The organism is Halorubrum sp. BV1 (assembly GCF_000746205.1).
Taxonomy (GTDB): domain Archaea; phylum Halobacteriota; class Halobacteria; order Halobacteriales; family Haloferacaceae; genus Halorubrum.
This window is the reverse complement of the sequence record NZ_JQKV01000002.1, coordinates 459,796-484,405: the sequence shown is the minus strand read 5'-3', so window position 1 is coordinate 484,405 and position 24,610 is coordinate 459,796. Positions and strand designations below refer to the sequence as shown.

Genomic DNA, 24,610 nt, shown 5'->3' with positions numbered 1-24,610 from the left:
GCCTCTCGCCGCTCGCTTCACTCTCGCAGGCCACTCACTCCGGCGGGTCGCTTCGCGCAAACAGCTTGCGGAGGTGCGCCGGTGAGAAGACGGACGTCGGCCGGTCCATGTGCACGCCGATCTCGCCGGACAGCGCCCACAGTCCGGCCCGCTGGACCGACTCCGGCAGCGAGTAGCAGGTCCGTATCGCGTGACCGAGCCGGATCTCAGTACCCAACGCGTCGCGCCACGCCGCCTCGTAGTCGGCGAGCGTGTCGGGGTCGGTCGGGTCGATCGTCTCCGCTGCCGCGTCCGCCGCGGTCATCCCGTACAGGATCCCGCCGCCGGTGAACGGCTTCGTCTGCGCCGCGGCGTCCCCGATCAGGAACGCTCGGTCAGTGGTCACTCGGTCGGGCGGGCCGATCGGGATCGCTCCCGAACAGAACCGATCCGTCGTCACGCCGTAGGCGTCGGTGAGGTCGTCGAACCGCGCCGAGACGTCCTCGCCCGGCGGCGCGGCGAGCCCGTACTCCACGCCCGCGTCCCCCCGCGGGATCCGCCATGCGAAGAACGTCGGCGCGGTGAGGTGCACGTCGACGAGGTCGCCGTCGTCCGGATCGTCGTCGAACGCGAGCACTCCGTGGAGCAACTCGTCCGGCTCGGGGAGGCCGAGCGACCGCCGGACCCGCGAGGTGGGACCGTCACAGCCGGCGACCATCCGCGCCTCGAAGCGCTCCGTGCCGCCGTCGGCGACGCTCGCCTCGACGCTCACGCGATCCGCGCGTTCCTCGACCGAGACGACCGTGTGGCCCTCGCGCACGTCGGCACCCGCGTCGCGGGCCGCGTCTGCGAGCGTCCGATCCAACTCGACCCGGTCGATCACGTTCGAGACTGGCTCGCGCTTGTAGAACGGGTACGCTGTCGAATCCGGGCCGCCGACGTGAAAGCGCGCGCCGTACACCCGGTTCTGGAGGAGTCGATCGCGGGCGTCATCGGGGACGAACGCCCAGACGTCGTCGGAGACGTGCCCGGAGCAGGCCAGCGGCTCGCCGACCGTCCCCTTCTCTACGAGGAGCACGTCGCGGCCCGCGGCGGCCGCGCGGCGGGCGAACCGCGAGCCGGGGGGACCGGCACCGACCACGACGAAGTCGTACATGTCCGGACGGTCGTGACGACGATACATAACTGCGACGAGCCGGACTCCAGCGCGCGATCGGGCCGTACGCCGCGAGTCACTCCAGCCGCGCGAACAGGTTCATGACGTACGCGGTCCGGAGCATCTTCGCGGACTGGCCCCGATCGAACACCAGTTCGTCGTGATCGAGGACGTGTGAGAGCACGTCGGCGGAGGCGTGCTCCGGCGCGGCCGCGATCCCGGCGTCGTTGGCGGCGGCCCACTCCATCACCCTGAGATCAGACTTGCTGTCGCCCATCACGAGCGCGAAGGGGTCGGCCACGTCGAGCACGTCGAAGGCGGCGTCCACCCCGGCGACCTTGTCGAGTTCCAGCGATCCGATCTCCGCGGCGTCCCCCCGGTAGTAGGCGACATCGATCTCGTCGAAAAGCGACGCGACGGGAGCGGGGATGTCGGGTGACCTGCTCGGCTCGCCGGCCGCCGGCTCGATCCCCGCCGCCTCGAGGACGTCGCGGATCTCCGGGTCGGCGGCCGCGTAGTGCGCCCGAGCCCACGCCGCACCGCGTTCCGCGCGGACGGGCTGGGCGTCGCGGTCTGCGTTGGCGGCGGCTCCGTCGACCGGCTCGTCGACCTCGTCTGCGACCCGCTCGGCCACCGCCGCCCCGAGCGCGTCGATCAGATGGACGAGCCCGTCGTCGATCACGGCCTCGGCGTCCGCGCTCCCCGTCTCGAAGTTCGGCTTCAGCGTGACGTTGAACTCGTTGCCCTGGAGGTGACAGCCTCGCCGGACGTTGTCTGGGGCAGCCGACAGCGCGCGCGTTCGGACCCGCTCGAAGATGCTCCGGACGTCAGCGCCGAGGTCCTGATACAGCAGCCGCTTCGTCTCTGACCCGTGGCTCGGCGTGAACACGCCGTTTCCGGCCTCGTACACGATAGAGAGGTTTCCGGAGTGAACCAGTTCGTTGCCGAGCCCCTGAATCATGAACCCCTTCACGTTCTCCAGCGTCTGGCCGGTACAGATGACTATTGGGACGCCGGACTCGTGTATCTCCGTCAGGATGTGGAGCGTCTCGCGGGGGATCTCGTTGTCGGTCTGTCCCGCAGACCGCAGCGTCTCGTCGACGTCCAACACGAGTGCGTTGACGGCGCGGTCGTATCGCGCGAACAGGTCGAGCGCGGTGAAGGCCGTCTCTCTGTCGGCGTGCGCCGCGATTTCTGCGAACGTGCTCCCGGCCGGAAACGACTCGCGGATCTGCCGTTTTAACCGATCGAGCTCGTCGCTGACCTCCTCCCAGTGATCGAGCGCCACACGCGAGTCGACCGGCGGAAAGAGATCCACGAACGACTGATACTCACGCAGCGTCTCCACGTCGAACTCGTCGTACAGCCGATAGAGAAGGTCGTACCGCTCCATAGCGATCCTGCGATCCGGACCGCGTAAAACGTGCCGTCTCGCGGTCGGGTGGTCCGGCTCATTCGGAACCGCATTGCGGCGTGTCAGCTGCTGTCACGCGCGCTGTGACGGTCGATCCACCCGCACTGAGGGGCCTGCCGTGGACCGCCTCGACGGACGTCGACCGGTACTTTCGAGAAGTTGAAATAAGCGTTATGTGCGGCGCTCTCGTGATTCGCGTAATGATCGTACCGCTCTCCGGCGGCCGTCGACGGCCGGTCCTGACCGGCCGGTCGGTCGGCTGTGCCGCCCGGTCCGGTCGACGCGGCGCGACCGGAGGAAATGCGACCTGATCGACCAGTCGTTCACGTCGGCGACCGTCTCGACGCGGCGTGGGCGGTGCTGCCTGCGGACACGATCTTCCTTTCCCCGGCCGATCGCTCGGATCTCGGCGACGACATCGCGACGGCGGTGTCCACGCGGGCGTCCGCGCCCGACGGCACGCACGAAGACGCGGCGGCGACTGCGACGGACCCCGTCGTGGTCGTGCGCGTGGGGACCGCGTCCGGGTCCGCGCTCAGTCACCTCGACACCGACACTTCGGGGGTGTTGCGCTCGATCAGGGCGCGGCTCCCGGAGGCCCGGATCCTCGTGTACTCCGCCGAAGACGACCCAGACGCCGCGATCGACGCCAGCCGATTCGACGCCGAGTACGTCTCCGGTCGACGGCTCATCGCCGACGACGAGACGCTCGAAGCGCGCATCGCTGATCGAGCGACGCCGACGGAGACCGGCGAACCCGCGTTCCTCGAATCGTTCGTCCGGATCGTCTCCGACCGGACGACGGGACTCGAAGCGAAGCTCGACGCGCTCTTGGATCTCGGGCGAGCGCGCTTAGACCTCTCTATCGGCTACGCGTCCCGGACGACGGAGGACCGATTCACCCTCGACCGGCACCGCGGCGGGTCCGCGCTCGTGGAGTCGCTCGAAGACCGCGGTGTTATCGACTCCGACGGGTCGCTTCCGCTCTCGAAGACGTACTGCCGGCGAACGGTCGGAGGGTATGCGGGGGTCGACGACGCGGACAGTGATCCCGGCGACGCGGGCGGTGACCCCGGCAACGACGCACGCGGCGCGTTCGGCGGTGACACAGTTAGTGAACCCGCCGGCACCGCGGGCGGCACGACAGATCGCGTGTCCGGTGAGTCGGGCGACGCCTCGGTGGTCGCCGGGAGCGGCGCTCACGAGGTCGTCGCGTTCACGGACCCGACCGAGGCGGGGTGGGACGGCGACCCGGCACACGAACTGTTCGGCCTCGGTAGCTACGTGGGCGGCCGCGTCGTCGTCGACGACGGGGTGTACGGGACCCTCTGTTTTGTCGACGAGGACAGCCGCGAGCGGCCGTTCACCGAGGACGAACTCCTCTTCGTCGAGCTTCTCGCCGACTGGCTCGGCCGGGCGATAGAGCGGCGAAAGGACCGCGAGCGGCGAGAGGAGGCCGTCAGAGAGCTGGAAAACACACTGTCGCGGATCGACGACGGGTTCTTCGCGCTCGACACGGAGTGGCGGTTCACCTACGTCAACGACCGGGCCGCAGCGCTGCTCGACCGCCCTGCCGACGAGCTGATCGGCTCCGTCGTCTGGGACGAGTTCCCCGCCGCGCTCGGCCGGGCATACGAGACGAGCTACCGACGCGCCATGGAGACGCAAGAGACGGTCTCGTTCGTGGACCACTACGCGCCGCTGGATCTGTGGACCGAAGTGACCGCGTATCCCTCACCCGAGGGGCTGTCCGTGTTCTTCGCGGACGTCACCGAGCAGCGGCGGCGCGAAGAGACGCTCGAACGGCTCCTTCGAACCGCAGAGCGGATGCAGCGCGACCCGGACCCGGAGAGCGTCGCCGATCGCCTGAACGACGCCGTCGACGACATCCTCGGATTCGACATCGGCGGGGTTCGGTTCTTCGACCCCGACACCGAGCGTCTCCGGCTCGTCTCGACCGGCGGCGACAAGGGCGAGGCGTACGCGGACCGCGACCCGCGGGTACCGGGCGACGGCGTCGCGGGGACCGCGTTCGAGACCGGTGAGACACAGACGTACGACGACCTGAACGCCCGCGACGACGGCCGCGAGTACCACGGGATCCAATCCGTGATCGGCGTCCCCCTGGGCGATCACGGCAGCTTCGTCGTCGGCTCGACCGAGCCGGACGCGTTCGACGACTCTGACGTCTCGGTTGTGGAGCTGTTAGCGATGAACGCGACGGCGACGCTCGACGCCCAGCGCAGACAAGAGCGTCTCAGAACCTACGAGAACGCCCTGCAGAACGTCGACGACATGGTCTGCGTGCTCGATGGGTCCGGTGACGTAACGTACGCCACGCCGTCGTTTATCTCGTGGCTCGGCGTCGACGAGGCCGAGCTTATCGGGTCGCCGCTTTGTGCGGTGCTCCCGGATCCGACCGCCGACCGCGTCGCGGGTGCGCTCGACGGGCTCGTGGCTCGCGATGCGATTGACGCCGAGGCGCACGGGGGTGAGGACGACGACACCGTCTGCGACGGCACCGCCGGCGACGACACCGCCGCCGCCGACACCGCCGGCGACGACAGCGGCACCGACGCCACCGGAAGGCGGCGGATCGACGTCACGATCGGCGGAGCAGGTGGTCCGGAGCGACACGGCGAACTGCGCCTCTCGGCGCTTTCTGGAGGGGTCTCCGGCGCGGTCGTGTCGCTCACCGACACGACTGACCTCCGGCGGACGCGGACTGCGCTCTCTCGGGAGCGCGACCGGTTCGATCGCCTGTTCGAGCGACTCCCGGATCCGGTGATGGAGGTCTCGCTCGAATCCGAGGAGACGGTCGTGACCGGGATCAACTCCGCGTTCGCGTCGCAGTTCGGACACGACCCGTCGACGTTGCGAGGCCAGTCGACAGACGCGTTGGATATCGACCCCGATCGGCACCACGGCGACGGCGATCGAGACGGCGGTACGGACGCGGCCGCCCCGGCCGACAGCGGCCGGGTTCCCGCGGAGGCGAAGTCGCTCGACCAGCGCGTCCGAGAGGAGGGGTCGGTCACGGCGGAGGTCACCCGTCAAACGGTTGACGGGCCGAGAGAGTTCCTCTTCCGAGGATTCTCGTACGAGACGACCGACGGCCGCCGGGCGTTCGGCATCTACACCGACATCACGGACCGAAAGCGGCGGGAGCGATACGTTCGCGTCATCAACCGTATCCTCCGACACAACCTTCGGAACGAGCTGAACGTCGTCTTCGGCTTCGCGAGCGAGATCGAACTCACCACCGACGACGATCGGATCGCCGACTTCGCCCGACGGATCGAGACGACCGGGAAGCGGCTCTCCGAACTCGCCGAGGGCGCGGCGACGATCAAACACGTCGTCGAGAACGGGAGCGTGACAGACCCCGACTCGATCCCCGTTAGGCCGGCCGCAGAGGCCGTTCGAGACCGCTACGCAGAGGTATACCCCGGCGCGCGGATTTCGGTCTCGGTTCCAGACGACGTCGAGATACGAGGCGACGAGCGTTTCGAAGACGCCCTCGACCAACTCGTCGAGAACGCGGTCGCGCACGGGAGCGCGGGCGCGCCTCGGATCGAGATCTCCGCCGACCGCGACCCCGCGACCGGCACCGTCACCGTTCGCGTCGCCGACGACGGTTCCGGGATCCCGGAGCCGGTCCGCGCCGTGATCACCGGCGATGCGGAGGTGACACAGCTCACGCACAACACGGGGATCGGGCTCTGGATCGTCGCGTGGATAGTCGAATCGTACGGCGGCGAGATCGCGTTCGGCCCCGGAATCGGCGGTGCGGGAACGACCGTCACGCTGCGGATTCCGGCGGCCGAGTGACGGTCGATCGCCGAGACGCCCCCGCGCTGAGGTCGCCGGCGCGGATGCGAGGCTCGGCGGTGCGTCACCGATGGCGTTCCGACCGGTTTATAATCGCCCGCGAGCGCCTCTCCAGTATGATCGACGACGAGCGACGACGCGACCTCATCGCCGCGCTTCGGGCGGCCGACGCCGTCAGGTTCGGCGAGTTCGAACTCTCACACGGGGGGACGAGCGACTACTACGTCGACAAGTACCGGTTCGAAACGGATCCGGAGGCACTCACCCTCGTCAGCGAGGCGTTCGCCGACGAGCTTGCCGGGACGGACGTCAAGCTCGCCGGTGTCGCGCTCGGTGCGGTTCCGCTCGTCGCCGTGACGGCCGCGGAACTGGGCCGACCGTACGTCATCGCCCGTAAACAGACGAAAGAGTACGGCACGGCCAACCGGATCGAAGGAGCGCTGGAAGACGGCGAGGAGGTCATCGTGATCGAGGACATCGCGACGACCGGGCAGTCCGCCGTCGACGCCGTCGAGGCGCTTCGCGAGGCGGGTGCGACCGTGAACCGCGTGCTCGTCGTGGTCGACCGCGAGGAGGGTGCCGGCGAACTGCTCGCCGACCACGACGTGGAACTGGAGTCGCTGATATCCGCCTCGGCGCTGTTGGCGGAACGCGACGCCGACGAGTAGCGGCGGTCGACAGATCTCGGGGGACCGAGCGTCCCGCCGCCGTCCGCGATCGAAACGCATAACAGCGGAACCGGCCAACCCGAAGACGAGCCGAGGTAGCCTAGCCTGGCCAAGGCGGTAGATTCGAAATCTACTGTCCATTCGGACACCGGAGTTCAAATCTCCGCCTCGGCGCTTTTCCAGTTTCTCTTCCCCCGTCGAGTCGCGTTTTCGCCTCTCTCGTGGTCCGCCCGTCGGATCTCGGTCGCATCGCTCCTGAATCGGAGCGCGTACACACTCACTGCCATGAGGGAAAGAACCATACCTCGACGCCGCATCTAGAGAGTATGCCCGACGCGACGCTGTACGACCGGCTCGGCGGCGAGCCGGCGGTCGGGGCGGTTGTCACCGAGTTCTACGACCGGGTGGTGGCCGACGACGGGGTCGCACACCACTTCGACGACATCGACATGAGCGAACAGCGTTCCCACCAGACGAAGTTTCTGAGCGCGGTCACCGGTGGCCCGATGCAGTACGAGGGCGACGACATGGAAACGGCTCACGAGGGTATGGGCGTTACCGCCGCAGAGTTCGACGCGCTCGCCGGACACCTTGACGACGCGCTCCGCGAGTTCGACGTCGCCGACGCGGACCGAACGGCCGTACTGGAGACCGTAGAGGAGTTCCGCGACGACATCGTGGAGCCACCGTAGCGACGCCAGAGCGCCTGATAGTCGCTCCCCGGTGAGAGGGCTACGGGGGCTACGGCTCGCCGCCAAGCGACTTCTGTTCTGGTGTCGGGTCGCCACGAAGGCGACGCCGACGCTTGTCGTAGGCCGCTTCGAGCTTCGCGTTCGTCGCCCGAGAGACTAAATAGAGGTCGGCGTCCCCCTCGTCGCGAGGATGCGCGCTCGCGACCCAGACGTGTCCGTCGCCCGTAGACAAGTCGTCCGCCCACCGCTCGGCGGCGACGCGACTCTCGAAGGCGTGACGGCTCCCGTCCTCGAAGACCAGCCGTCCCACCTTCGCGTTGCGCTTGCGAGCAGACGGTTTGACCGCGACGACGACGCTCACGGGTCTGATTGGTGCGTCATCGATTAAAACCCCCGTCAGACGGTCACGGCGAGCGAGCGGTTCAGTCGTCTGCGACGGCGCTCGGTTCCGTGCCGGCCGCGTCGGCCTCGGCGGCCAAGAGGCGGTCGAGCCCGTCGACCATCGCGACGACGCTGGCGCGGGTGATGTCGGCGTCCGTCGCCGAGACGCTCACCGACCGGTCGCCGCGGGAGAGGTCGACCTCGACGGTGACGACCGCGTCGGTGCCGCCCGTGATCGCGTCGACGTGGTAGGAGTCGAGATCGAAGGAGACGCCGGGCGACCCGTCCGCGGCGTCGCCCGTGCCGTCACCGCCCGCGAGCGCGGCCCGAACCGCTTCGAGCCCCGCGTCGACCGGGCCGGCACCGGTGCCGGAGGCGACGCGCTCGTCGTCGCCGACGCGGAGTCGGACCGACGCAGTCGGGAGGTTGCCGCCGGAGGTCGCGGACAGATCGACGAGTTCAACGTGGCGGTCGCGCTCGCGGCCCTGCACGTCCTCGGTGATCGCAAGCAGGTCGGCGTCGGTGACGCGCTTGCCGCGGTCGCCGAGCTCTTTCACGCGGCTCACCACCTCGCTCAGTTCGTCGTCGTCGACGGCCACGTCCTGTTCGGCGAGCGCGGCCTTGACACCTGCGCGTCCCGCGTGTTTCCCGAGCACGAGCCGCCGCTCTCTGCCGACCGTCTCCGGCGGGTACGGTTCGTACATCGTCCCGTCCTTGAGGGTCCCGTCGGTGTGGATCCCCGACTCGTGGGCGAAGGCGTTCGTCCCGCAGACCGCCTTGTTCGGCGGGAGCGCGACGCCGGTCGCGTCGCTCACTGTCCGGCAGAGCCGGTAGAGCCGCGCCAGTTCGACGGTGTCCACGTCATACGAGCGGTCGAGCGCGATCGCGACCTCTTCGAGGGCGACGTTGCCGGCGCGTTCGCCGACGCCCATCACCGTGCCGTGGACGGTGTCGGCACCGGCGCGCAGCCCCGCGTGGACGTTCGCCATCCCGAACCCGAGGTCGTCGTGGGTGTGGAGGCTCGTCGGGCCGAGGTCGGCGAGCCGGGAGACGACCTCGCCGGTGCGTTCGGGGTCCGCCGCGCCGACGGTGTCACAGTAACAGATTCGGTCAGCGCCGGCGTCGAGGCCCGCACCGAGCAGGCGTTCGAGGTAGTCGAGGTCGGCCCGCGAGCCGTCCTCGCCGAGCACCTCGACCCACAGTCCGTGGTCTTTCGCGTACTCGACGAGCTCGACTGTCGTCTCGACGACTTCGTCGCGGCTCGACCCGACCTTCGTCTCGACGTGTTTGTCGGAGGCGGGCACGACGAGGTTCACGCCGTCGACGCCGCAGTCCAGGGCGTGGTCGACGTCGGATCTGACTCCGCGAGCGAAGCTCGTCACCGTCGCCGAGAGCCCCTCGTCGGCCACTCGACGAATGGCCTCGCGCTCTCCCGCGGAGGTACACGCCGAGCCCGCCTCGACGAGGTGGACGCCCGCCGCGTCGAGTTCGCTCGCGATGTCGACTTTCTCCTCGGGGGAGAGCGAGACGCCGGGCATCTGCTCGCCGTCGCGCAGGGTGGTGTCTAAGAGCTGTACCTCGTCGAGGGTGGTGAGTGGTGTTTGAGTCAAAAGCGGATCCGTAACTGTGTCGGCTGTCTCGGGGTCGGTGCCGCCGCGGGGCGGGCGTGCCCCGGCGTCGTTATCGTCGGAGAATTTCGCGGCCAGCCGCCGTGAGGCGACTTCCTCTATCCCCCGAACGATCACGATCGTCTCGTGTCATTCGTGTGCGTGCCGATGCGTCACACACAAATAAATGGTCGGATTCCGCCGATCGCGACGAGCGCCGCCGGAGCCCGATCGGATCGGTTCGACGGGCGGCGGCGGATCTCGCCGGTCATCTTAAAAGCGAGCGCAGCGATCGACGGCCGGTCCCGCACTGCTCGCGGTACTCACACGCCGAACAGCGGTCGTCGTCGACGCGGGGCGGCGGCCCGTCGATCGCCCGGGCGGCCCGGAGCGCCCGGCGGTAGGCAGCGCGCTTCCGGCGCGTGAGCCGGACCGATCGGATAACGCCGACGCTCGGATACTCGACGAGAGCGCGCGGCACCGTCCGCTCGTGCTCCCACGAGAGCGCCGTCGCGGCTGCGACGGACCTGACCGCCTGCGGCTCCCAGACCCCGTTCTCCGGCGGCTCGCCCGGCGAGACGATCACCGGGATCGGTGCGGCGTCGCCGTCCGCCCCGCCGTCCGCCCTGTCATCCGCTCCGCCGCCCGCCCCGCTGTCCGCCCTGTCATCCGCTCCGCCGTCCGCCCCGCTGTCCGCGAGCAGCTTGTGGATCCGCCCGTGACAGTCCTTGCCGGCGCAGAACGCGCGCGTCCGGTCGGGAGCGACGAGGCGGTCGTAGTCGTCGCGCTCGCGGAGCCGGGAAAGGTTCCGCCGGTAAGCGGCCGGCGATCGGCGGATCGGGAGCCGCCGGAGCGTCGCGTCCGGCGCGTCGACGAGAGACGGGTAGCGGTAGGCGAGATCGATTCGAGCGCGCGCTTCCGGCGGGATCCGTCGCTCCTCTGCGCGCCGGACGTAGTAGAGCTGCCGCGGACAGTAGGCCGCGCGGGCCACGTCGCTGAACGAGATCACGGCGGGACTGTGCCCGCTTCGGTGATAAAGTGACGGCCAGCCGGGGCGAACGAACGCCGCTCGCGTGACGGGGGTACGTCGTGAAAAATATCGACGACCGACCGATTAGCGGCCGCGACGGAGCTCTTCGATTAGCTGTTCGATGAGGGCGGACTGCCGTTCGAGCCGCTCGGACTGCGTCTCGACTTCGCGGCGGAGCGCGGCGACCTCCGTCGCGAGGTCCTCGCCTTCGATCCCGGCGCTCTCGAACGGCGACTCGTCGAACGCGTCGGACTCGATCGGTCCGGTGTCGTCTGACGGCTCTGAGACGGGGTCGTCGAGCACGTCCGTGGAGGTCGAAGTCGAGGGCGCGCTCGGCGACTCGGTCGCCGCGTCGTCGGTGTGTTGCGGCTCGGTCGGAGCGTCCGCGTTCGCGTCACCCGCTGCCGTCGACCCCTCGGTCGCGTCCACAACCGGGTCGATAGACGACTCGTCTCCCCGGGCGTCCGCCGGCTCCGTCGGTCGGTCGCTCTCCGCTCGCGGCGACGCTCCGGGCGTCGAACCCGCCTCGGCCTCGCCGATACCGCGTACCGCCTCGTCGCGGGCGTCGACGTCTGGTGCGGCGTCGGACTCGGACTCGGCCTCCGCATCCGCGACGGGCGACGCCGACAGCGGATCGGGACCCTCGCCGAAGTCCGTGGTGCTCTCGGCGCTGTCTGACCGCCCGTCGGCGTCGTCTGCGTCCGCGGCGACGGTCGCCCGGAACTCGCCGAGGCTGTCGACGCCGTAGAACGAGCAGACCGCGTCGACGAGGGTCTCGCGGACCGCCCGAGCGGACTCGTTCGGGGCCTTGAACCGCTCGGAGCGGTTGTCGAGCGCGAGCACGACGGCGGTCGCGACCGTTCCTTCCTCGAAGTCGAGGTCGGTGAGGTCGGCGTAGTGGAACTCCTCGAACTCCTCGTCCCAGACGACCGACCCGATGTGCTTGACGAGTCGGTCGCTGGTGACGACGAGCGTCAGCTCCGAGAACCGGAACGTCCGGACGACCGACTCGCCGGGGTCCGTGACGCCCGTCGCGGAGAGGATGCCGGCGAGGATCGGGTGGAGTACGTCGTCGACACGCTTCGCCGGCACCGATATCGTCTCGTCGCCGTCGAGGCCGTAGCTGAGCGTGAGTTTCGCCTTGCGGCGGCCCGAAGAGACCGCGATTCGCTCGACGTCGTGGGAGTATTCCGCGACCGACTCGTCCGACAGCAGCCCGTCGCTGCGGTACACGAGCGTCCGCGTCGGCGTGACCGCGAGCCGGTCGTCTCCCCCGAGCGAGACCTCGGCGACGACGCTCTCGTCGCCGACGGTCTCGGCGAGCAGGTCGGGAAGGCTCATATCGCGGATATCCGCCCCGCCCGGCATAAATCCGCGGGGTCTGCGGTCCCGATCACGCACGCCCTGCCGGCCAGTCCGTCCATCGGGTCGCTTTCCATCGGCTCGCTCTCCGTCGGTTCGCCTCTGCATCGGCTCGAACGATCCTCTGTCATCAACTCGCATGCGTCGAACGGATGGGAAGGTTAAAGAGTATCATGGCGGTACGGAGACGTGAGGCCGGGTGGCTTAGCTGGACATAGCGCCGCACTCATAGGGTTCAGAGATTCGGTGCGGTGACGCCTTGGAAGCGTCCGCGTCCTTCCCGTGGCTCCGCCGAGCCTCGGACCTGGGACATGCGGAGATCGTGGGTTCGGAGCCCACCCCGGCCATTCTTATTCCGTCCTCTCGTCAGCGGAACCGCGACGCCGAAAGCGCGTTCACTATCACCGGGAAGACGACGAAAAACACGAGGACGCCGCCGAAGGTTCGGAGGAGCACGAAGAGCGCGCCCCGAAGACTGAGGGCTGCGAGCCGATCCCCGGAGACGAGTATCACCACCGTCACCGAGAGGAACGTGAGCGTCCAGAGGACCGCGCCGAGCGCCTTGACGCGACCGTCGCGGAGACCGGTGGCCGATCCGTCGGTCGGCCCGTCGTCACCCGGCCGCGGTGCGGTCATGGCAACCAGTTGACTCCCGGTCGGTATATGTCATTCTATTTGATAACTTTCATCACGACCGACGGGTCGGACCGCGGCGGCGTGCGCCGGTCGGCCGAAACGCCTACCACGCCGCGACGAGACGGCGAGGACATGCACGCGCGTGACCTGATGGTAACCGACGTGAAGACTGTCGCTCCCGACGACGACGTGGCGGACGCATTCAAGCGGTTCGCCCGGTACTCCTTCAGCGGGTTTCCGGTCGTCGACGAGGGGGGACGCGTCGTCGGCGTCGTCACCGAGTCCGACCTCGTCGACCTGTTCGAGCCGGACGACGAGACGCTGTGGATCCCGATCGGACTCCCGCCCTTCGTCGACACCCTCACGTACCAGATAAAGCCGCCGTGGAGCGACCTCGACTTGGGCGTCGACATGGTCCGCAACGCAGACCGCCCCATCTCCGACGTGATGAGCGCGGACGTGGTGACGGTCACTCCGGAGACGGACGTCGACGAGGTGCTCGACCTGCTCGCGAGCGACGATCCGAACATCAATCGCGTTCCCGTCGTCGACGACGAGGGAACGCTCGTCGGGATCATCGCCCGACAGGACGTCGTCCGGGCGTTTCGGGACCGGCGGCTGGAGTGAGGCGGACGGGATCGCCTGGAACGGGCCGAACTGACTCAGCCTGGCCCGACCGGCGTCCGGGAGAGCGGTTCGACCGGTACCGCGGTTCCGCGGCGTTTTTTTAGCCGCCCCGGGTAGCGGGGGCATGGACGACGAACTCCGCGAGCGCGTCGAGGCGGCGGGCGAGACCGCCGCGCTATATAACGCGCTCAAACACGACAGCGACCCGGACGTGGGCGCGATCATGGGGCCGCTCATGGGAGAGAACCCAGAGTTCCGCCCGCACGGCGACGAGATTCCGGGGATCGTCGCTCCCGTGGTGAACCGAGTCGCCGCGATGGACGAGGCGGAGCGACGCGACCGGCTCGGAGAGCTGGCTCCCGATCGGCTCGACGAGTTGGAGGCCGAAGACGAGGGGGACGAGCACGTCCTCCCGGACCTGCCGAACGCGGAGAACGGGGCGGTCGTGATGCGCGCGGCCCCAAACCCGAACGGTCCGTGGCACATGGGCCACGCGCGGATGCCCGCGGTCATCGGGACGTACAAACAGCGGTACGACGGCGAGTTCGTCTGCCGGTTCGACGATACCGACCCCGAAACGAAACGCCCGGACTTGGACGCGTACGACGCCATCTTAGAGGACATCGACTACCTCGGGTTCGAGGCCGACCGCGTGCTGAAGGCGTCCGATCGGCTGGAGACGTACTACGACCACGCCCGCGAGCTGATCGACGCCGGCGGCGCGTACACCTGCTCGTGTTCCGGTGACGATTTCTCCGAACTGAAGAACGCAGGCGAGCCGTGCCCGCACCGCGAGAAGGACGCGGAGACCGTTCACGAGGAGTTCGAGGCGATGGTCGCGGGCGAGTACGACGCCGGTGAGATGGTCCTCCGCGTGCGGACCGACATCGAGCACAAGAACCCCGCGCTGCGCGATTGGGTCGCGTTCCGCATGATCGACACACCGCACCCGCGCGAGGAAGCCAGCGAGTACCGCTGCTGGCCCATGCTTGATTTCCAGTCCGGCGTCGACGACCACCTCACGGGCGTCACCCACATCATCCGCGGTATCGACCTCCAAGACTCGGCGAAGCGCCAGCGGTTCGTCTACGACTACTTCGGCTGGGAGTACCCCGAGGTGCTCCACTGGGGCCACGTCCAGGTCGACGAGTACGACGTGTCACTCTCCACGTCGACGATCAAAGCGCTGATCGAGACCGGCGAGCTGACGGGCTGGGACGACCCGCGCGCCCCGACGATCCGGTCGGTCCGCCGCCGCGGAATCCGCGGCGAGGCGATAGTCGAGTCGATGATCGAACTTGGCCTGTCCACCTCCGACGTCGACCTCGCGATGTCGTCCGTCTACGCCAACAACCGCGACATCGTCGACGACGCGGCCGACCGCTACTTCCTCGTGCGCGACCGCGAGGACGACCCGGCGGTCGAACTCGATGTGGTCGACGGCGACGCGCCCGCGCCCGCCGCCGGCCACCCGCCGCGTCACCCCGACCACCCGGATCGCGGCGACCGCGAGGTGCCCGCCGGGCGGGTCGTCGTCGAGTCCTCGGACCTCCCGCCCGAAGGCGAGCGCGTCTGGCTCAAGGGGTACGGCCCCGTCCGGTACGCGGACGACGCGCTCACCTTCCTCGACGCCGACATCGACGTGGTCCGCGACGGCGACGTGGACGTGATCCACTGGGCTCCGGCCGGAGAGAGCCGCGAGACGCTCTTGCGGACGGTCGATGGCGACGTGCGGGGGTACGCCGAGCCGGCGGTCGCCGACGCTGCCGTCGACGACGTGATCCAGTTCGAGCGCGTCGGATTCGCCCGGATCGACTCGTTCGCCCCGGCCGCGACCGACGAGGCCGACGGACCCGACGGCTCAGAGGACCTGCTCGCATACTACGCGCACCCGTAGGCGCGCTCGCGGCCGGCGCTCCGAGCGCGTCGCCACCCTCTCCGTCTGTTCGCGGATCAGCGACGGCTCCCGGGCTTCCGTTCCGCGTCGCGGAGTTTATACCCCCGAGCGGCGAATCACGCCCACGATGGCCATCGACCCGAACTTCGAACAGAACCGCGAACAGGTCGGCGAGGAAGACGGCGTCGCCGTGTGGGGACCGGTCGAGCCGCCGGAGAAACAGGGGATTCGCGGGACCCACGTCGCGGTCGATTTCGATATCTGTCTCGCCGACGGCGCGTGTCTGGAGGACTGTCCGGTCGACGTGTTCGAGTGGGTCGACACCCCGGACCACCCCGAGTCAGAGCGGAAGGCGAACCCCGCAGACGAAGACCAGTGTATCGACTGTATGCTCTGTGTTGACGTCTGTCCGGTCGACGCGATCGACGTCGACCCGGGCCGCGAAAACCGACTCTGAGCGGCCGGTTCGCGTCCTACGTGCCGATGTGTGTCCCTCACCGGACTGAGCCGAAACGTGCATCCGTACGCGACCGTGAACGTCGGCGACATCTCGAAGCGGTCGCGTGCTCAGGTGTCATAGAACGGTAACAGAAGTGTGACGACGCTGCCGCTGTCGGCTAGCTCTTCGAACTGGATATCTCCGTCAATTCGGGACACGATCCGTTTGACCAGCCACAGGCCCATTCCGCTACTGTGGGTGACATCATCGATTTCACTGTCACCCGTAATCACGCGCCGTTCGTTTGGCGGAATTCCCGGACCGTCGTCTGCAACCTGAATCTCGACGGTTGCCTCGTGTTTCGTCACCGTTATCCGCACCTGCGGCGGCCTGTCGTCACTGTGAATAACCGCATTTTTGACGAGTTCTTCTATCGCTCGCTGTACTTCCGGAATCGACAGTATCTGTAGGTCTGTCGGCACCTCCACAGAGATTTTTGCGTCCGGGTGTTCACCGCGAACTTGGTCAACGACGGTGCCAACGACATCAGCGAGGTTGAGGTGAGTCGGGTCGGCCGGGTCTGAGAGGAGTTCGACGATTTCGCGCTCTTTGTTAGCTTGTTCGAGAATGCGATCTGCGGATTCTTCAATCGTCGCCGATAGCTCTGCGATTTTATCTGATGCCTGGTCGTCGATCATCTCCGCGTGACCCAAAATCAGATTCAGTTCGTTCTGGATATTATGCCGCAACATCCGGTCAAGCGACGTGAGATGTTGTTCTCGCTCAACCTGCTCAGTCAAGTCACGCATCGTGGCGACGACCCCCTCGACGTGCCCGGTGTCATCTGTGAGCGGGTAGTATCGAATATCGAAGACTCGATCAGATCGGTGGGGGCGTGTGCGAGTCATTCGATACTGAACTACCTCACCGTCGAACGCGCGTTCGAGATTGGGTTCGACCGTTTCGTACGTTTCCGTTCCGATGGCATCAGCGAGCGTCATCTCAGCCAACAACTCACTATCGAGGCCGTGAAAGTCGCGATATGCTTCATTGGCAAATAGATAGTGTCGCTCGTGATCGATTGCGGCGATCAACTCATCAGCACCTTCAATGGCGCGTTCGTACTGCCGAAGCTGGAATTCGTCTTTTTTCCGGGCAGTGATATCTTGCTGGATAGCAACATACGCCTCAACATCACCGTTGCTGCGAGTGAGCGGTGCGATCGTCTGGTGTGCGTAGTACAGTTCGCCCGATTTCTTTTGATCGTGAATCTCTTCTTCCCAGACGTGCCCACGCGAGATCGTCGCCCACAATCGATTGTAGTACGTATCAGACATCTCGCCAGATTTGAGAACACGGGGGTTTTCGCCGACGATCTCGTTGCTATCGTACCCGGTAATTCGCTCAAACGCTGGATTGGCGTAGGTGATTACACCGTCTGGATCGGTGATGTAAATCCCATGTCCGGCCGCTTCGACCGCTCGCTGAAAGCGGCGTAGCATCTGCTCATACTCGACTCGCTCGGTTACGTCCTCTTGGAACCCGACGAAGTGTGTGACATCGCCCGTGTCATTGGTGATCGGTGCGACCGTCACGCGATTCCAGAACTCGGTTCCATCAGTACGGTAGTTCCGTAATTCGACGGTCGCGGACTCCTCGGTGTCGGCGACGTCACGTATCTCAGCTATCTGGCTGGGGTTCGTGTTTTCACCTTGGAGGAACTGAAAATCCTGACCAAGCGTGTCGTCTTCTTCGTACCCGGTCACCTCATGGAACTTGTCGTTCGCGTAGATGAGCGGCGTATTCGACTGTGTGGCGTCAGCAATTGTGATACCGATTGGCGCTTCGTCGATGACCTGATTCTTGAGACGCAGTTCGTTCGCTTGGTCTTCCTGTTCGCTAACGTCACGGAGGATGAGCACGACTGCCGGCGTCTCAGTCCATGTGACCCGGGTTGCCGTGATTTCGACCGGGATGCACGTTCCCTCGGCAGTTATCAGCTCCCCGTCGCGGTGATCGAGCGTCTTGCGTCCCGACTGAACCGCGGCGAGCAGCTCATCGAGAGGCGTCGTCCCATCCGCAACGAGAACGTCTGAGACAGAGACCGGTGACGTCTGGTCTTTCGTGTCGTAGCGAATATACGATATTCCCGTCTCGTTGAGATACGCGACCGTCCCGTCTCGGACGACTGCAATAATATCGTTTGCGGCGTTGAGGAGCGTCTTCGCCCTCTCTTCTGTGTTGACAATGCCGCTCCGGTCGCGGTAGTATCGAACTGCGTTTCGGATGAGTGTCGCAAGCTGCTCCCATTGGTTCTTGTGACGCTCTTTGATTAGATAGTCGGTGACACCCGCAGAGATAGCGCGACTGGCCACCATTTCGCTACCCTCAGTCGTGAACAGGATGAACGGAAGCGTTGGGTTCCTCGCACGAACAGCTTCGAGAAACGCGATCCCGTTCGTGTTTGGCAGGTCGTGATCGCTGACAATACACTCGATATCCGTCTGTCGCTCCAAGATATTAATCGCCTCCTCGACCGACGCCGCAGAGACTACCTGAATAGCATCGTGCTCTGGGAGTGCGGTCGCGCACGCGGCAGCGAACTCGTCTTCAGCCGTGACGGTGAGTATTTTTGTCATAAACGTGATTGTTTATCATGACGTTCCGCAGACTTCTCTCTGTTAAACTATCGCTGCTTCGTGTTCTTCGCTCCTAAGCGTATTGATCATCGACTGCCGCGACAGATACTATCGGGTATCGTATGTTTCCGGTCTCTGTTCGGTGCCGAAACTCGGTCGGCTATCCAAGACGCGCTACGCACTGTTTTTAAGTCTAAACGGACCCCAGGGCGGGTATGCTTCGGCTCGCGATGACGACCGCCGCCGAGACGTTTGAGCGCGTGCGCGAGCCACTCGCTGATCGCGATATTGCAGTCGAACACGTACGGGCGAAAGAGCGCGCGCTGTCGGTGTGTGCGAACGACACGCACGGCAACGATATCGAGCGCGGCGAGTTCGACGGCTTCGACGCCGGTTTCGTCTATCCTTCTCGGCTCATGGAGGGTGCCGTCGTCGACCGGCGGCTGGGAGTTCCGTGGGTGAACGGCCGCGGCGCGGTGGTAACCTCACGCAACAAAGCCGGCGTGCTCGCCGCCCTCGACGATGCCGGGATTCCCACCCCGCGGACGACGCTGGTGTCGAACCCGGTCGACGAGTCGGTCGTCGAGGCGGCGGCCGCGGCGTTCTCGTACCCCGTGGTAGTCAAGCCGAACTCGGCGACTCGCGGCGTCGGCGTCGCGGTCGTCGACGACCTCGACTCCCTCCTCGGCGTCGTCGACTACCTGAACCTCGTGCACGACTACCGCGCGACCGGCGACAAGTCGTACCTCATCCAAGAATTCCTCCCGAACGCCGCCGACTTCCGAGCGATGGTCGTCGACGGCGAGTACGTCGGCGGCGTGCGACGCGCGCTTGCGCCCGAGGCGATCGAAGCGGGCCGCTGGAAGCACAACGTCCACCGCGGCGCGGAGGCGGTCGGCGTTGACCTCGACGGCGAGGCCCGCGATCTCGCCGAGCGCGCGGCTGCGGTCCTCGACATCGACTACCTCGGCGTCGACCTGCTGGAGACGGACGACCGACTCGTCGTCAACGAGACGAACGCGCGCCCAACCGTCGACGCGGCGACGAAGTACGAGCCGGGGTTTTACGACCGGCTCGCGGCGCTGATACGGCGGACGGCGCGGAGCGGCAGTGGGTAGCGGCGGCCGCGGAGCGGGGACGGGCACGCGGCGCGGATCGGGGATCAGCTACGAGAGGTCGATCGACGCGGAGTCGTCGTCGCGGTCGAACTCGACCTCCAAGACGCCGTTGTTGAACGTCGCTTCGGCGGAGCGTTCGTCGACCGGGACCGGGAGCTCGACCGTCTCGTCGTACTCTCGCCGGTCGGAGACCGCGGAGATGGTGAGCGCCTCACCGTCGCACTGCAACGAGAGTTCGTCTTTCGAGACCGCCGGGAGGTCCGCGATGAGTCGGACACCGTCGTCGGTCGTGTACGCGTCCACATGCGTCTCGGAGCCGAATCCGGCGTCGTCGGGTCCGGCTCCCGCGCCGGCGCTCGCGTTGGCCATCTCGTTCATCATCCGTTCGATCTCCTCGAAGAAATCGCCGAACGGATCGTCACGGTCGTCTCTGTCCATGTCTCACACGAAGCGGGTAATCCCGATAAGCCTTCTGTCGGTCGCCGTATTGACCCGGTTCGATACACTCCGGCCGGTGGTGATCGATACCGTTCGTAACAAATACGAACGTCTATGACGGATACAGCCCGACTGAGTCGGTTTTAAGTGTCTGCGGGTAGCCTATTTCGAATATGAGTAAATCGTATCTCGCTGCGGGCGACGACGTGAGCGACGATCAGATCGTCCGCGTGGGGCTCAACGGATTCGGACGAATCGGCCGGAACGTCTTTCGCGCGGTCATGGAGAGTCCGCGGATCGAACTCGTGGGCATCAACGACGTCATGGATTTCGACGACATGGCGTACCTCGCGAAGTACGACACCGTCATGGGCCGGCTCGACGGCGTCGGGCGCGACGGCGACGCGCTGACGATCGGCGACACCGCGGTCGACCTGTACAACGTGCAAGACCCCGCCGACCTCCCGTGGGACGATCTCGATGTCGACGTCGCCTTAGAGTGTACGGGCGTCTTCCGCACCCGCGAAGACGCGAGCGCGCACCTGGAGGGCGGCGCGGACACCGTCATCATCTCCGCGCCGCCGAAAGGCGAGGATCCGGTCAAACAGTTGGTCTACGGTGTCAACCACGACGAATACGAGGGTGACGACGTGATCTCGAACGCCTCCTGTACGACGAACTCCATCACGCCCGTCGCGAAGGTGCTCGACGCGGAGTTCGGCATCGACGCCGGGACGCTCACTACCGTCCACGCTTACACCGGCTCCCAGAGCCTGATCGACGGCCCGAAGGCGAAGACCCGGCGCGGCCGCGCCGCGGCGGAGAACATCGTCCCGACCTCGACCGGTGCCGCGGGTGCCGCCCAACAGGTCCTCCCGCAACTGGAGGGCAAAATCGACGGGATGGCGATGCGCGTGCCCGTCCCGACCGGCTCCATCACCGAGTTCGTCGTCAGCCTCGACGAGACCGCCACCGCGGAGGAGATCAACGCTTCCTTCCGCGACGCCGCCGATTCGGGACCGCTCGCCGGCGTCTTGGGATACACCGACGACGAGGTCGTCTCCTCGGACATCGTCGGGCTTCCGTTCTCCAGCTACGTCGACCTCCGGTCGACGAACGTGATTGCCGGCGGGAAGCTGGTGAAGATCCTGACGTGGTACGACAACGAGTACGGCTTCTCGAACCGGATGTTGGACATGGCCGCGTACGTCCACGACGAGGCGTGAGCCGTCGACGCACACGCGGTCCGCCGTACGAGGCCGCCTCGCCGCAGCACCGCCGATCGACCGCCCGGTAACTAAGTAGCTCACCGTCCATCGCTCACTCATGTCCACGTTCGCCACCATCGACGACCTGCCAGCCGACTCGCGCGTCCTCGTTCGACTCGATCTGAACTCACCGATCGAAGACGGGAAACCGCAGGACAACCGCCGCTTCGAGCGCCACGCCGAGACCGTCCGCGAACTCGCCGAGGCGGGCCACCGCGTCGTCTGTCTGGCCCATCAGGGCCGCCCCGGCCGCGACGACTTCACCACCCTCGCGGGCCACGCCGACATCCTCGGCGACCACGTCGGCCGCGCGGTCGGCTTCGTCGACGACACCTACGGCGAGGAGGCGCTGGCGGCGATCGACGCGCTCGACGCCGGCGAGATTCTCCTCGTCGAGAACACGCGGATGTGCGACGACGAACTGCCGGAGGAGAGCCCGGAGGAGAAGGCCGAGACGGCGTTCGTTCGAACGCTTGCGGGCCACGTCGACGCGTACGTCAACGACGCCTACTCCGCGGCCCACCGCAAGCACGCCTCGCTCGTCGGGTTCCCGCTCGTGCTCCCGTCGTACGCCGGCCGCGTGATGGAGACGGAGTACGAGGCCAACACCGCCATCGCGACCCGCGAGTTCGACGGCCCCGTGACGATGGTCGTCGGCGGGACCAAAGCGACCGACGTCATCGGCGTGATGGACGCCTTGGACGACCGGGTCGACCGGTTCCTGCTGGGCGGCGTCGCCGGCGAGCTGTTCTTGCGCGCCGCGGGCCACCCGGTCGGTCACGATCTTGAGGGCATGGAGTTGTTCGACGAGCAGTGGGAGCGGAACCGCGAGCTTATCGAGTCGGTGCTCGACGAGCGCGGCGACGCGATCCGCCTCGCGACCGACCTCGCGTACGAGGCGGAAGACGGCGGCCGCGCCGAGGTCGCCGTCGAGGATATCGACGAGAAGCGCGACGCCTACCTCGACGTGGGCTCGGCGACGGTCGCCGACTACGAGCCGCCGATCCGCGAGTCCGACGCCGTCTTCGTGAAAGGAGCGCTCGGCGTCTTCGAGGACGAGCGGTTCGCCGACGGGACCGTCGGCGTCCTCGACGCGATCGCTGAGACTGACTGCTTCTCCGTCGTCGGCGGCGGCGACACCTCACGGGCCATCGAGATGTACGGACTCGACGAGGACGATTTCTCGCACGTCTCCATCGCGGGCGGCGCGTACATCCGCGCGCTCACCGGCGAACCCCTCCCGGCGGTCGAGGCGCTGGAAGCGGCGGCGAACCGGTAGCGAGAGGAGTCGGGGCGAGGGCCGACGGGGCTGGGCCGACGGGACTGGGCCGACGGTAACACAGTGCCACCGCGCGCGAGGCCTACTCCTCGTTGAGGTCGAGGTCGAACTGCTCGTTCTCGGAGACCGCGTTCAACACGACGCTCGTGTTCGATTCGCGGATGTCCGCGTCCGTGAGGATCGCCTTGATCTGGTCGTTCATCCCGTCGGTGTCGGTGAACTTCCCGATCGCGATCACGTCGTAGTCGCCGGTGACCTCGTAGACGCTCACCATCTGTTTCTCTTTGCGAAGCTTCTCCGTCACGTCGGGGAGCGCGCTCCCCTCTACCTTGAGTTGGAGTACCGCCGTCACGTCGTATCCGAGCTTGTCGTAGTCGACGATGGGCGTGTAGCCGCGGATCACGCCCTCGTCTTCGAGGTCGCGCAGGTGATTCGAGACGGTGGTGACCGAGACGTCGAGTTCGTCGCCGAGGCTTCTGAGGCTCGCGCGGCCGTTGCTGAGAAGGGAGTTGACGAGTTTCGCGTCGAGGTTTTCGTACGTCATCACACCTAACCATGTGTTCAGGGGTTTATAATTTTACGAACGTCCAGCATTCTTGCGCGACTGGCGGTTCATGCGCCAAGCGATAAGGCCTTTATACTGGCAGATAACGAATGAGACGTCCAGAACATGACGGACGAACACGCGAAACCAGACGGCGGTCTAACGGCGAAAGAACAGGCGGTACTCGACGAGATCGAAGAGGAGAACGTCGACTTCCTCCGGCTCCAGTTCACCGACATCCTCGGGGTCGTGAAGAACGTCTCCGTGCCTGCTCACCAGGCCGAGAAGGCGTTCACCGAAGGGATCTACTTCGACGGCTCCTCCATCGAGGGGTTCGTGCGCATCCAGGAGTCGGACATGCGGCTCGTCCCCGACCCCGACACGTTCGCGGTGCTCCCGTGGCGCAGCGACGGCGACGGCGACAGCGGGGCCGCGCGACTCATCTGTGACATCGTGACGACGGAGGGCGAACCGTTCGTCGGCGGCCCGCGTCAGGTGCTCAAGAGCGTCCTCGAGAAGGCGGACGACATGGGGTACTCCGTCTCCATCGGCCCGGAGCCCGAGTTCTTCCTGTTCGAGAAAGACGAGGATGGCAACGCGACGACCATCCCGCACGACAACGGCGGCTACTTCGATCTGGCTCCCAAGGACCTCGCGAGCGACGTCCGCAAGGAGATCATCTTCACGCTCGAAGCGATGGGCTTCGAGATCGAGGCCTCCCACCACGAGGTCGCCGAGGGCCAACACGAGATCAACTTCAAGTACGACGACGCGCTCACGACCGCGGATAACATCGCGACGTTCCGCGCCGTCGTCCGCGCGGTCGCAGAGCAGCACGACCTCCACGCGACGTTCATGCCCAAGCCGATAGCGGAGATCAACGGCTCGGGGATGCACAGCCACATCTCGCTTTTCGACGAGGACGGCAACGCCTTCGCCGACGACGACGACGAGTTCAACCTGAGCGAGACTGCCTACCAGTTCATGGGCGGCATCCTGAACCACGCGCAGGCGTTCACGGCCGTCACGAACCCGACCGTGAACTCCTACAAGCGGCTGGTGCCCGGCTACGAGGCACCCATCTACGTCGCGTGGTCCGACACGAACCGCTCGGCGCTCGTCCGCGTTCCTGACGCCGCCGGCGTCTCCGCCCGCTTCGAGGTCCGCAGCCCCGACCCGTCGTGTAACCCCTACCTCGGGATGGCGTCGCTCATCGCCGCCGGACTCCACGGCATCGAGACCGACGCCGACCCCGGCGAGCCGGTTCGCGAGGACATCTACGAGTTCGACGACGAGAAACGCGAGGAGTACGGCATCGACACGCTCCCGCCGAACCTCGGCAAGGCGGTCGAGGCCCTCGAAGCCGACGACGTGATTCAGGACGCGCTCGGCCCCCACACCTCAGAGAAGTTCGCGGAAGCGAAGTCACAGGAGTTCAGCGAGTACCTGACTCAGGTCTCTGGCTGGGAGGAAGACCGCTACCTAGAGACGTTCTAAGCGCCCGGTAGGACGTTTTTTGTTTCTTTGTTGACCGGCCGATCGTGGTGGCCCGCATCGCTCGTCAGCGTCCGTGTTTTCCGTGCGATCGATCCTCGGTCCGAGCGG

At 66.6% G+C, this 24,610-nt stretch carries 21 protein-coding genes and 2 tRNA genes; 12 read left to right on the top strand and 11 right to left on the bottom strand.

The features are described from left to right. Positions 1-34: 34 nt before the first annotated feature. Both EP28_RS07015 and EP28_RS07010 read right to left on the bottom strand, forming a co-directional pair. The gene (locus EP28_RS07015; protein WP_049983276.1) at positions 35-1,135 is read right to left on the bottom strand and encodes a geranylgeranyl reductase family protein; all 1,101 of its coding nucleotides are present in this window, start codon (positions 1,133-1,135) and stop codon (positions 35-37) included. Between the two features lie 76 nt (positions 1,136-1,211). After that, entirely contained in the window at positions 1,212-2,528 is a 1,317-nt protein-coding gene (locus tag EP28_RS07010) for an HAD family hydrolase (protein ID WP_049983275.1), read from the bottom strand. 321 nt (positions 2,529-2,849) lie between these two features. On the opposite strand from EP28_RS07010, the gene EP28_RS07005 reads away from it, so the two are divergent. The 3 genes from EP28_RS07005 (at position 2,850) to EP28_RS06995 (ending at position 7,222) form a co-directional block, all read left to right on the top strand. Then, positions 2,850-6,380 carry a PAS domain-containing protein gene (locus EP28_RS07005; protein WP_049983628.1) on the top strand — a complete coding sequence of 1,177 codons (3,531 nt, stop codon included), beginning with the start codon at positions 2,850-2,852 and terminating at the stop codon, positions 6,378-6,380. Positions 6,381-6,496: 116 nt separating this feature from the next. Then, positions 6,497-7,048, top strand: a complete 552-nt coding sequence (gene pyrE / locus EP28_RS07000) for an orotate phosphoribosyltransferase (protein WP_080506080.1) — start codon at positions 6,497-6,499, stop codon at positions 7,046-7,048. Positions 7,049-7,137: 89 nt separating this feature from the next. After that, positions 7,138-7,222, top strand: a tRNA-Ser gene (locus EP28_RS06995). Here the strand turns inward: EP28_RS06995 and EP28_RS14105 are convergent. Beyond that, entirely contained in the window at positions 7,204-7,350 is a 147-nt protein-coding gene (locus tag EP28_RS14105) for a hypothetical protein (RefSeq protein ID WP_155118440.1), read from the bottom strand. The two genes, EP28_RS06995 and EP28_RS14105, sit on opposite strands and share 19 nt — an antisense overlap. Positions 7,351-7,374: 24 nt before the next feature. Here EP28_RS14105 and EP28_RS06990 point away from each other — a divergent pair, with 24 nt between their 5' ends. Then, entirely contained in the window at positions 7,375-7,740 is a 366-nt protein-coding gene (locus tag EP28_RS06990) for a group I truncated hemoglobin (RefSeq protein WP_049983274.1), read from the top strand. 49 nt (positions 7,741-7,789) lie between these two features. Here the strand turns inward: EP28_RS06990 and EP28_RS06985 are convergent, their stop codons facing one another. The 4 genes from EP28_RS06985 to EP28_RS06970 all read right to left on the bottom strand — a co-directional run bounded on the left by EP28_RS06985 (position 7,790) and on the right by EP28_RS06970 (position 12,099). After that, positions 7,790-8,101: a DUF8081 domain-containing protein gene (locus EP28_RS06985; RefSeq protein WP_049983273.1), complete on the bottom strand. Its 312-nt coding sequence runs from the start codon at positions 8,099-8,101 to the stop codon at positions 7,790-7,792. A gap of 61 nt (positions 8,102-8,162) precedes the next feature. After that, a complete protein-coding gene (locus EP28_RS06980; RefSeq protein ID WP_196219624.1) occupies positions 8,163-9,731 on the bottom strand; it encodes a (R)-citramalate synthase in 1,569 nt (522 codons plus the stop codon). A gap of 265 nt (positions 9,732-9,996) precedes the next feature. Further along, entirely contained in the window at positions 9,997-10,737 is a 741-nt protein-coding gene (locus tag EP28_RS06975) for a hypothetical protein (RefSeq protein ID WP_049983271.1), read from the bottom strand. Positions 10,738-10,842: 105 nt separating this feature from the next. Further along, entirely contained in the window at positions 10,843-12,099 is a 1,257-nt protein-coding gene (locus tag EP28_RS06970; protein WP_049983270.1) for a DUF7115 domain-containing protein, read from the bottom strand. A 214-nt stretch (positions 12,100-12,313) separates the two neighbouring features. On the opposite strand from EP28_RS06970, the gene EP28_RS06965 reads away from it, so the two are divergent. Next, positions 12,314-12,467: transfer RNA gene (locus EP28_RS06965), tRNA-Met, on the top strand. A gap of 19 nt (positions 12,468-12,486) precedes the next feature. On the opposite strand, the gene EP28_RS06960 is transcribed toward EP28_RS06965, so the two are convergent. After that, on the bottom strand, positions 12,487-12,756 hold the full coding sequence (locus EP28_RS06960; RefSeq protein ID WP_049983269.1) for a hypothetical protein: 270 nt from the start codon (positions 12,754-12,756) through the stop codon (positions 12,487-12,489). Between the two features lie 132 nt (positions 12,757-12,888). On the opposite strand from EP28_RS06960, the gene EP28_RS06955 reads away from it, so the two are divergent. From EP28_RS06955 to EP28_RS06945, 3 genes are all read left to right on the top strand, one after another. Then, positions 12,889-13,383 carry a CBS domain-containing protein gene (locus tag EP28_RS06955; RefSeq protein WP_049983626.1) on the top strand — a complete coding sequence of 165 codons (495 nt, stop codon included), beginning with the start codon at positions 12,889-12,891 and terminating at the stop codon, positions 13,381-13,383. Between the two features lie 124 nt (positions 13,384-13,507). After that, positions 13,508-15,280, top strand: a complete 1,773-nt coding sequence (locus tag EP28_RS06950) for a glutamate--tRNA ligase (protein WP_049983268.1) — start codon at positions 13,508-13,510, stop codon at positions 15,278-15,280. Positions 15,281-15,407: 127 nt separating this feature from the next. After that, complete coding sequence (locus EP28_RS06945; RefSeq protein ID WP_049983267.1) at positions 15,408-15,737, top strand: 4Fe-4S dicluster domain-containing protein; 330 nt, start codon at positions 15,408-15,410, stop codon at positions 15,735-15,737. Between the two features lie 110 nt (positions 15,738-15,847). Here EP28_RS06945 and EP28_RS06940 read toward each other — a convergent pair whose 3' ends face one another. Then, the gene (locus EP28_RS06940) at positions 15,848-18,358 is read right to left on the bottom strand and encodes a PAS domain S-box protein (RefSeq protein ID WP_049983266.1); all 2,511 of its coding nucleotides are present in this window, start codon (positions 18,356-18,358) and stop codon (positions 15,848-15,850) included. 215 nt (positions 18,359-18,573) lie between these two features. Between EP28_RS06940 and EP28_RS06935 the strand changes: the two genes are divergently transcribed. Next, positions 18,574-19,476: an ATP-grasp domain-containing protein gene (locus EP28_RS06935; RefSeq protein ID WP_049983265.1), complete on the top strand. Its 903-nt coding sequence runs from the start codon at positions 18,574-18,576 to the stop codon at positions 19,474-19,476. Positions 19,477-19,524: 48 nt separating this feature from the next. Here EP28_RS06935 and EP28_RS06930 read toward each other — a convergent pair whose 3' ends face one another. Continuing rightward, entirely contained in the window at positions 19,525-19,914 is a 390-nt protein-coding gene (locus tag EP28_RS06930; RefSeq protein ID WP_049983264.1) for an Hsp20/alpha crystallin family protein, read from the bottom strand. Positions 19,915-20,087: 173 nt separating this feature from the next. Between EP28_RS06930 and gap the strand changes: the two genes are divergently transcribed. Further along, positions 20,088-21,140 (top strand): type I glyceraldehyde-3-phosphate dehydrogenase, encoded by a 1,053-nt coding sequence (gene gap / locus EP28_RS06925; RefSeq protein WP_049983263.1) that lies wholly within the window; start codon positions 20,088-20,090, stop codon positions 21,138-21,140. Between the two features lie 100 nt (positions 21,141-21,240). Further along, complete coding sequence (locus EP28_RS06920) at positions 21,241-22,461, top strand: phosphoglycerate kinase (protein ID WP_049983262.1); 1,221 nt, start codon at positions 21,241-21,243, stop codon at positions 22,459-22,461. 82 nt (positions 22,462-22,543) lie between these two features. Here the strand turns inward: EP28_RS06920 and lrp are convergent, their stop codons facing one another. Continuing rightward, complete coding sequence (lrp, locus tag EP28_RS06915) at positions 22,544-23,005, bottom strand: HTH-type transcriptional regulator Lrp (RefSeq protein WP_049983261.1); 462 nt, start codon at positions 23,003-23,005, stop codon at positions 22,544-22,546. 126 nt (positions 23,006-23,131) lie between these two features. Between lrp and glnA the strand changes: the two genes are divergently transcribed. Further along, on the top strand, positions 23,132-24,502 hold the full coding sequence (gene glnA / locus EP28_RS06910) for a type I glutamate--ammonia ligase (protein WP_049983260.1): 1,371 nt from the start codon (positions 23,132-23,134) through the stop codon (positions 24,500-24,502). The last annotated feature ends 108 nt before the right edge of the window (positions 24,503-24,610 follow it).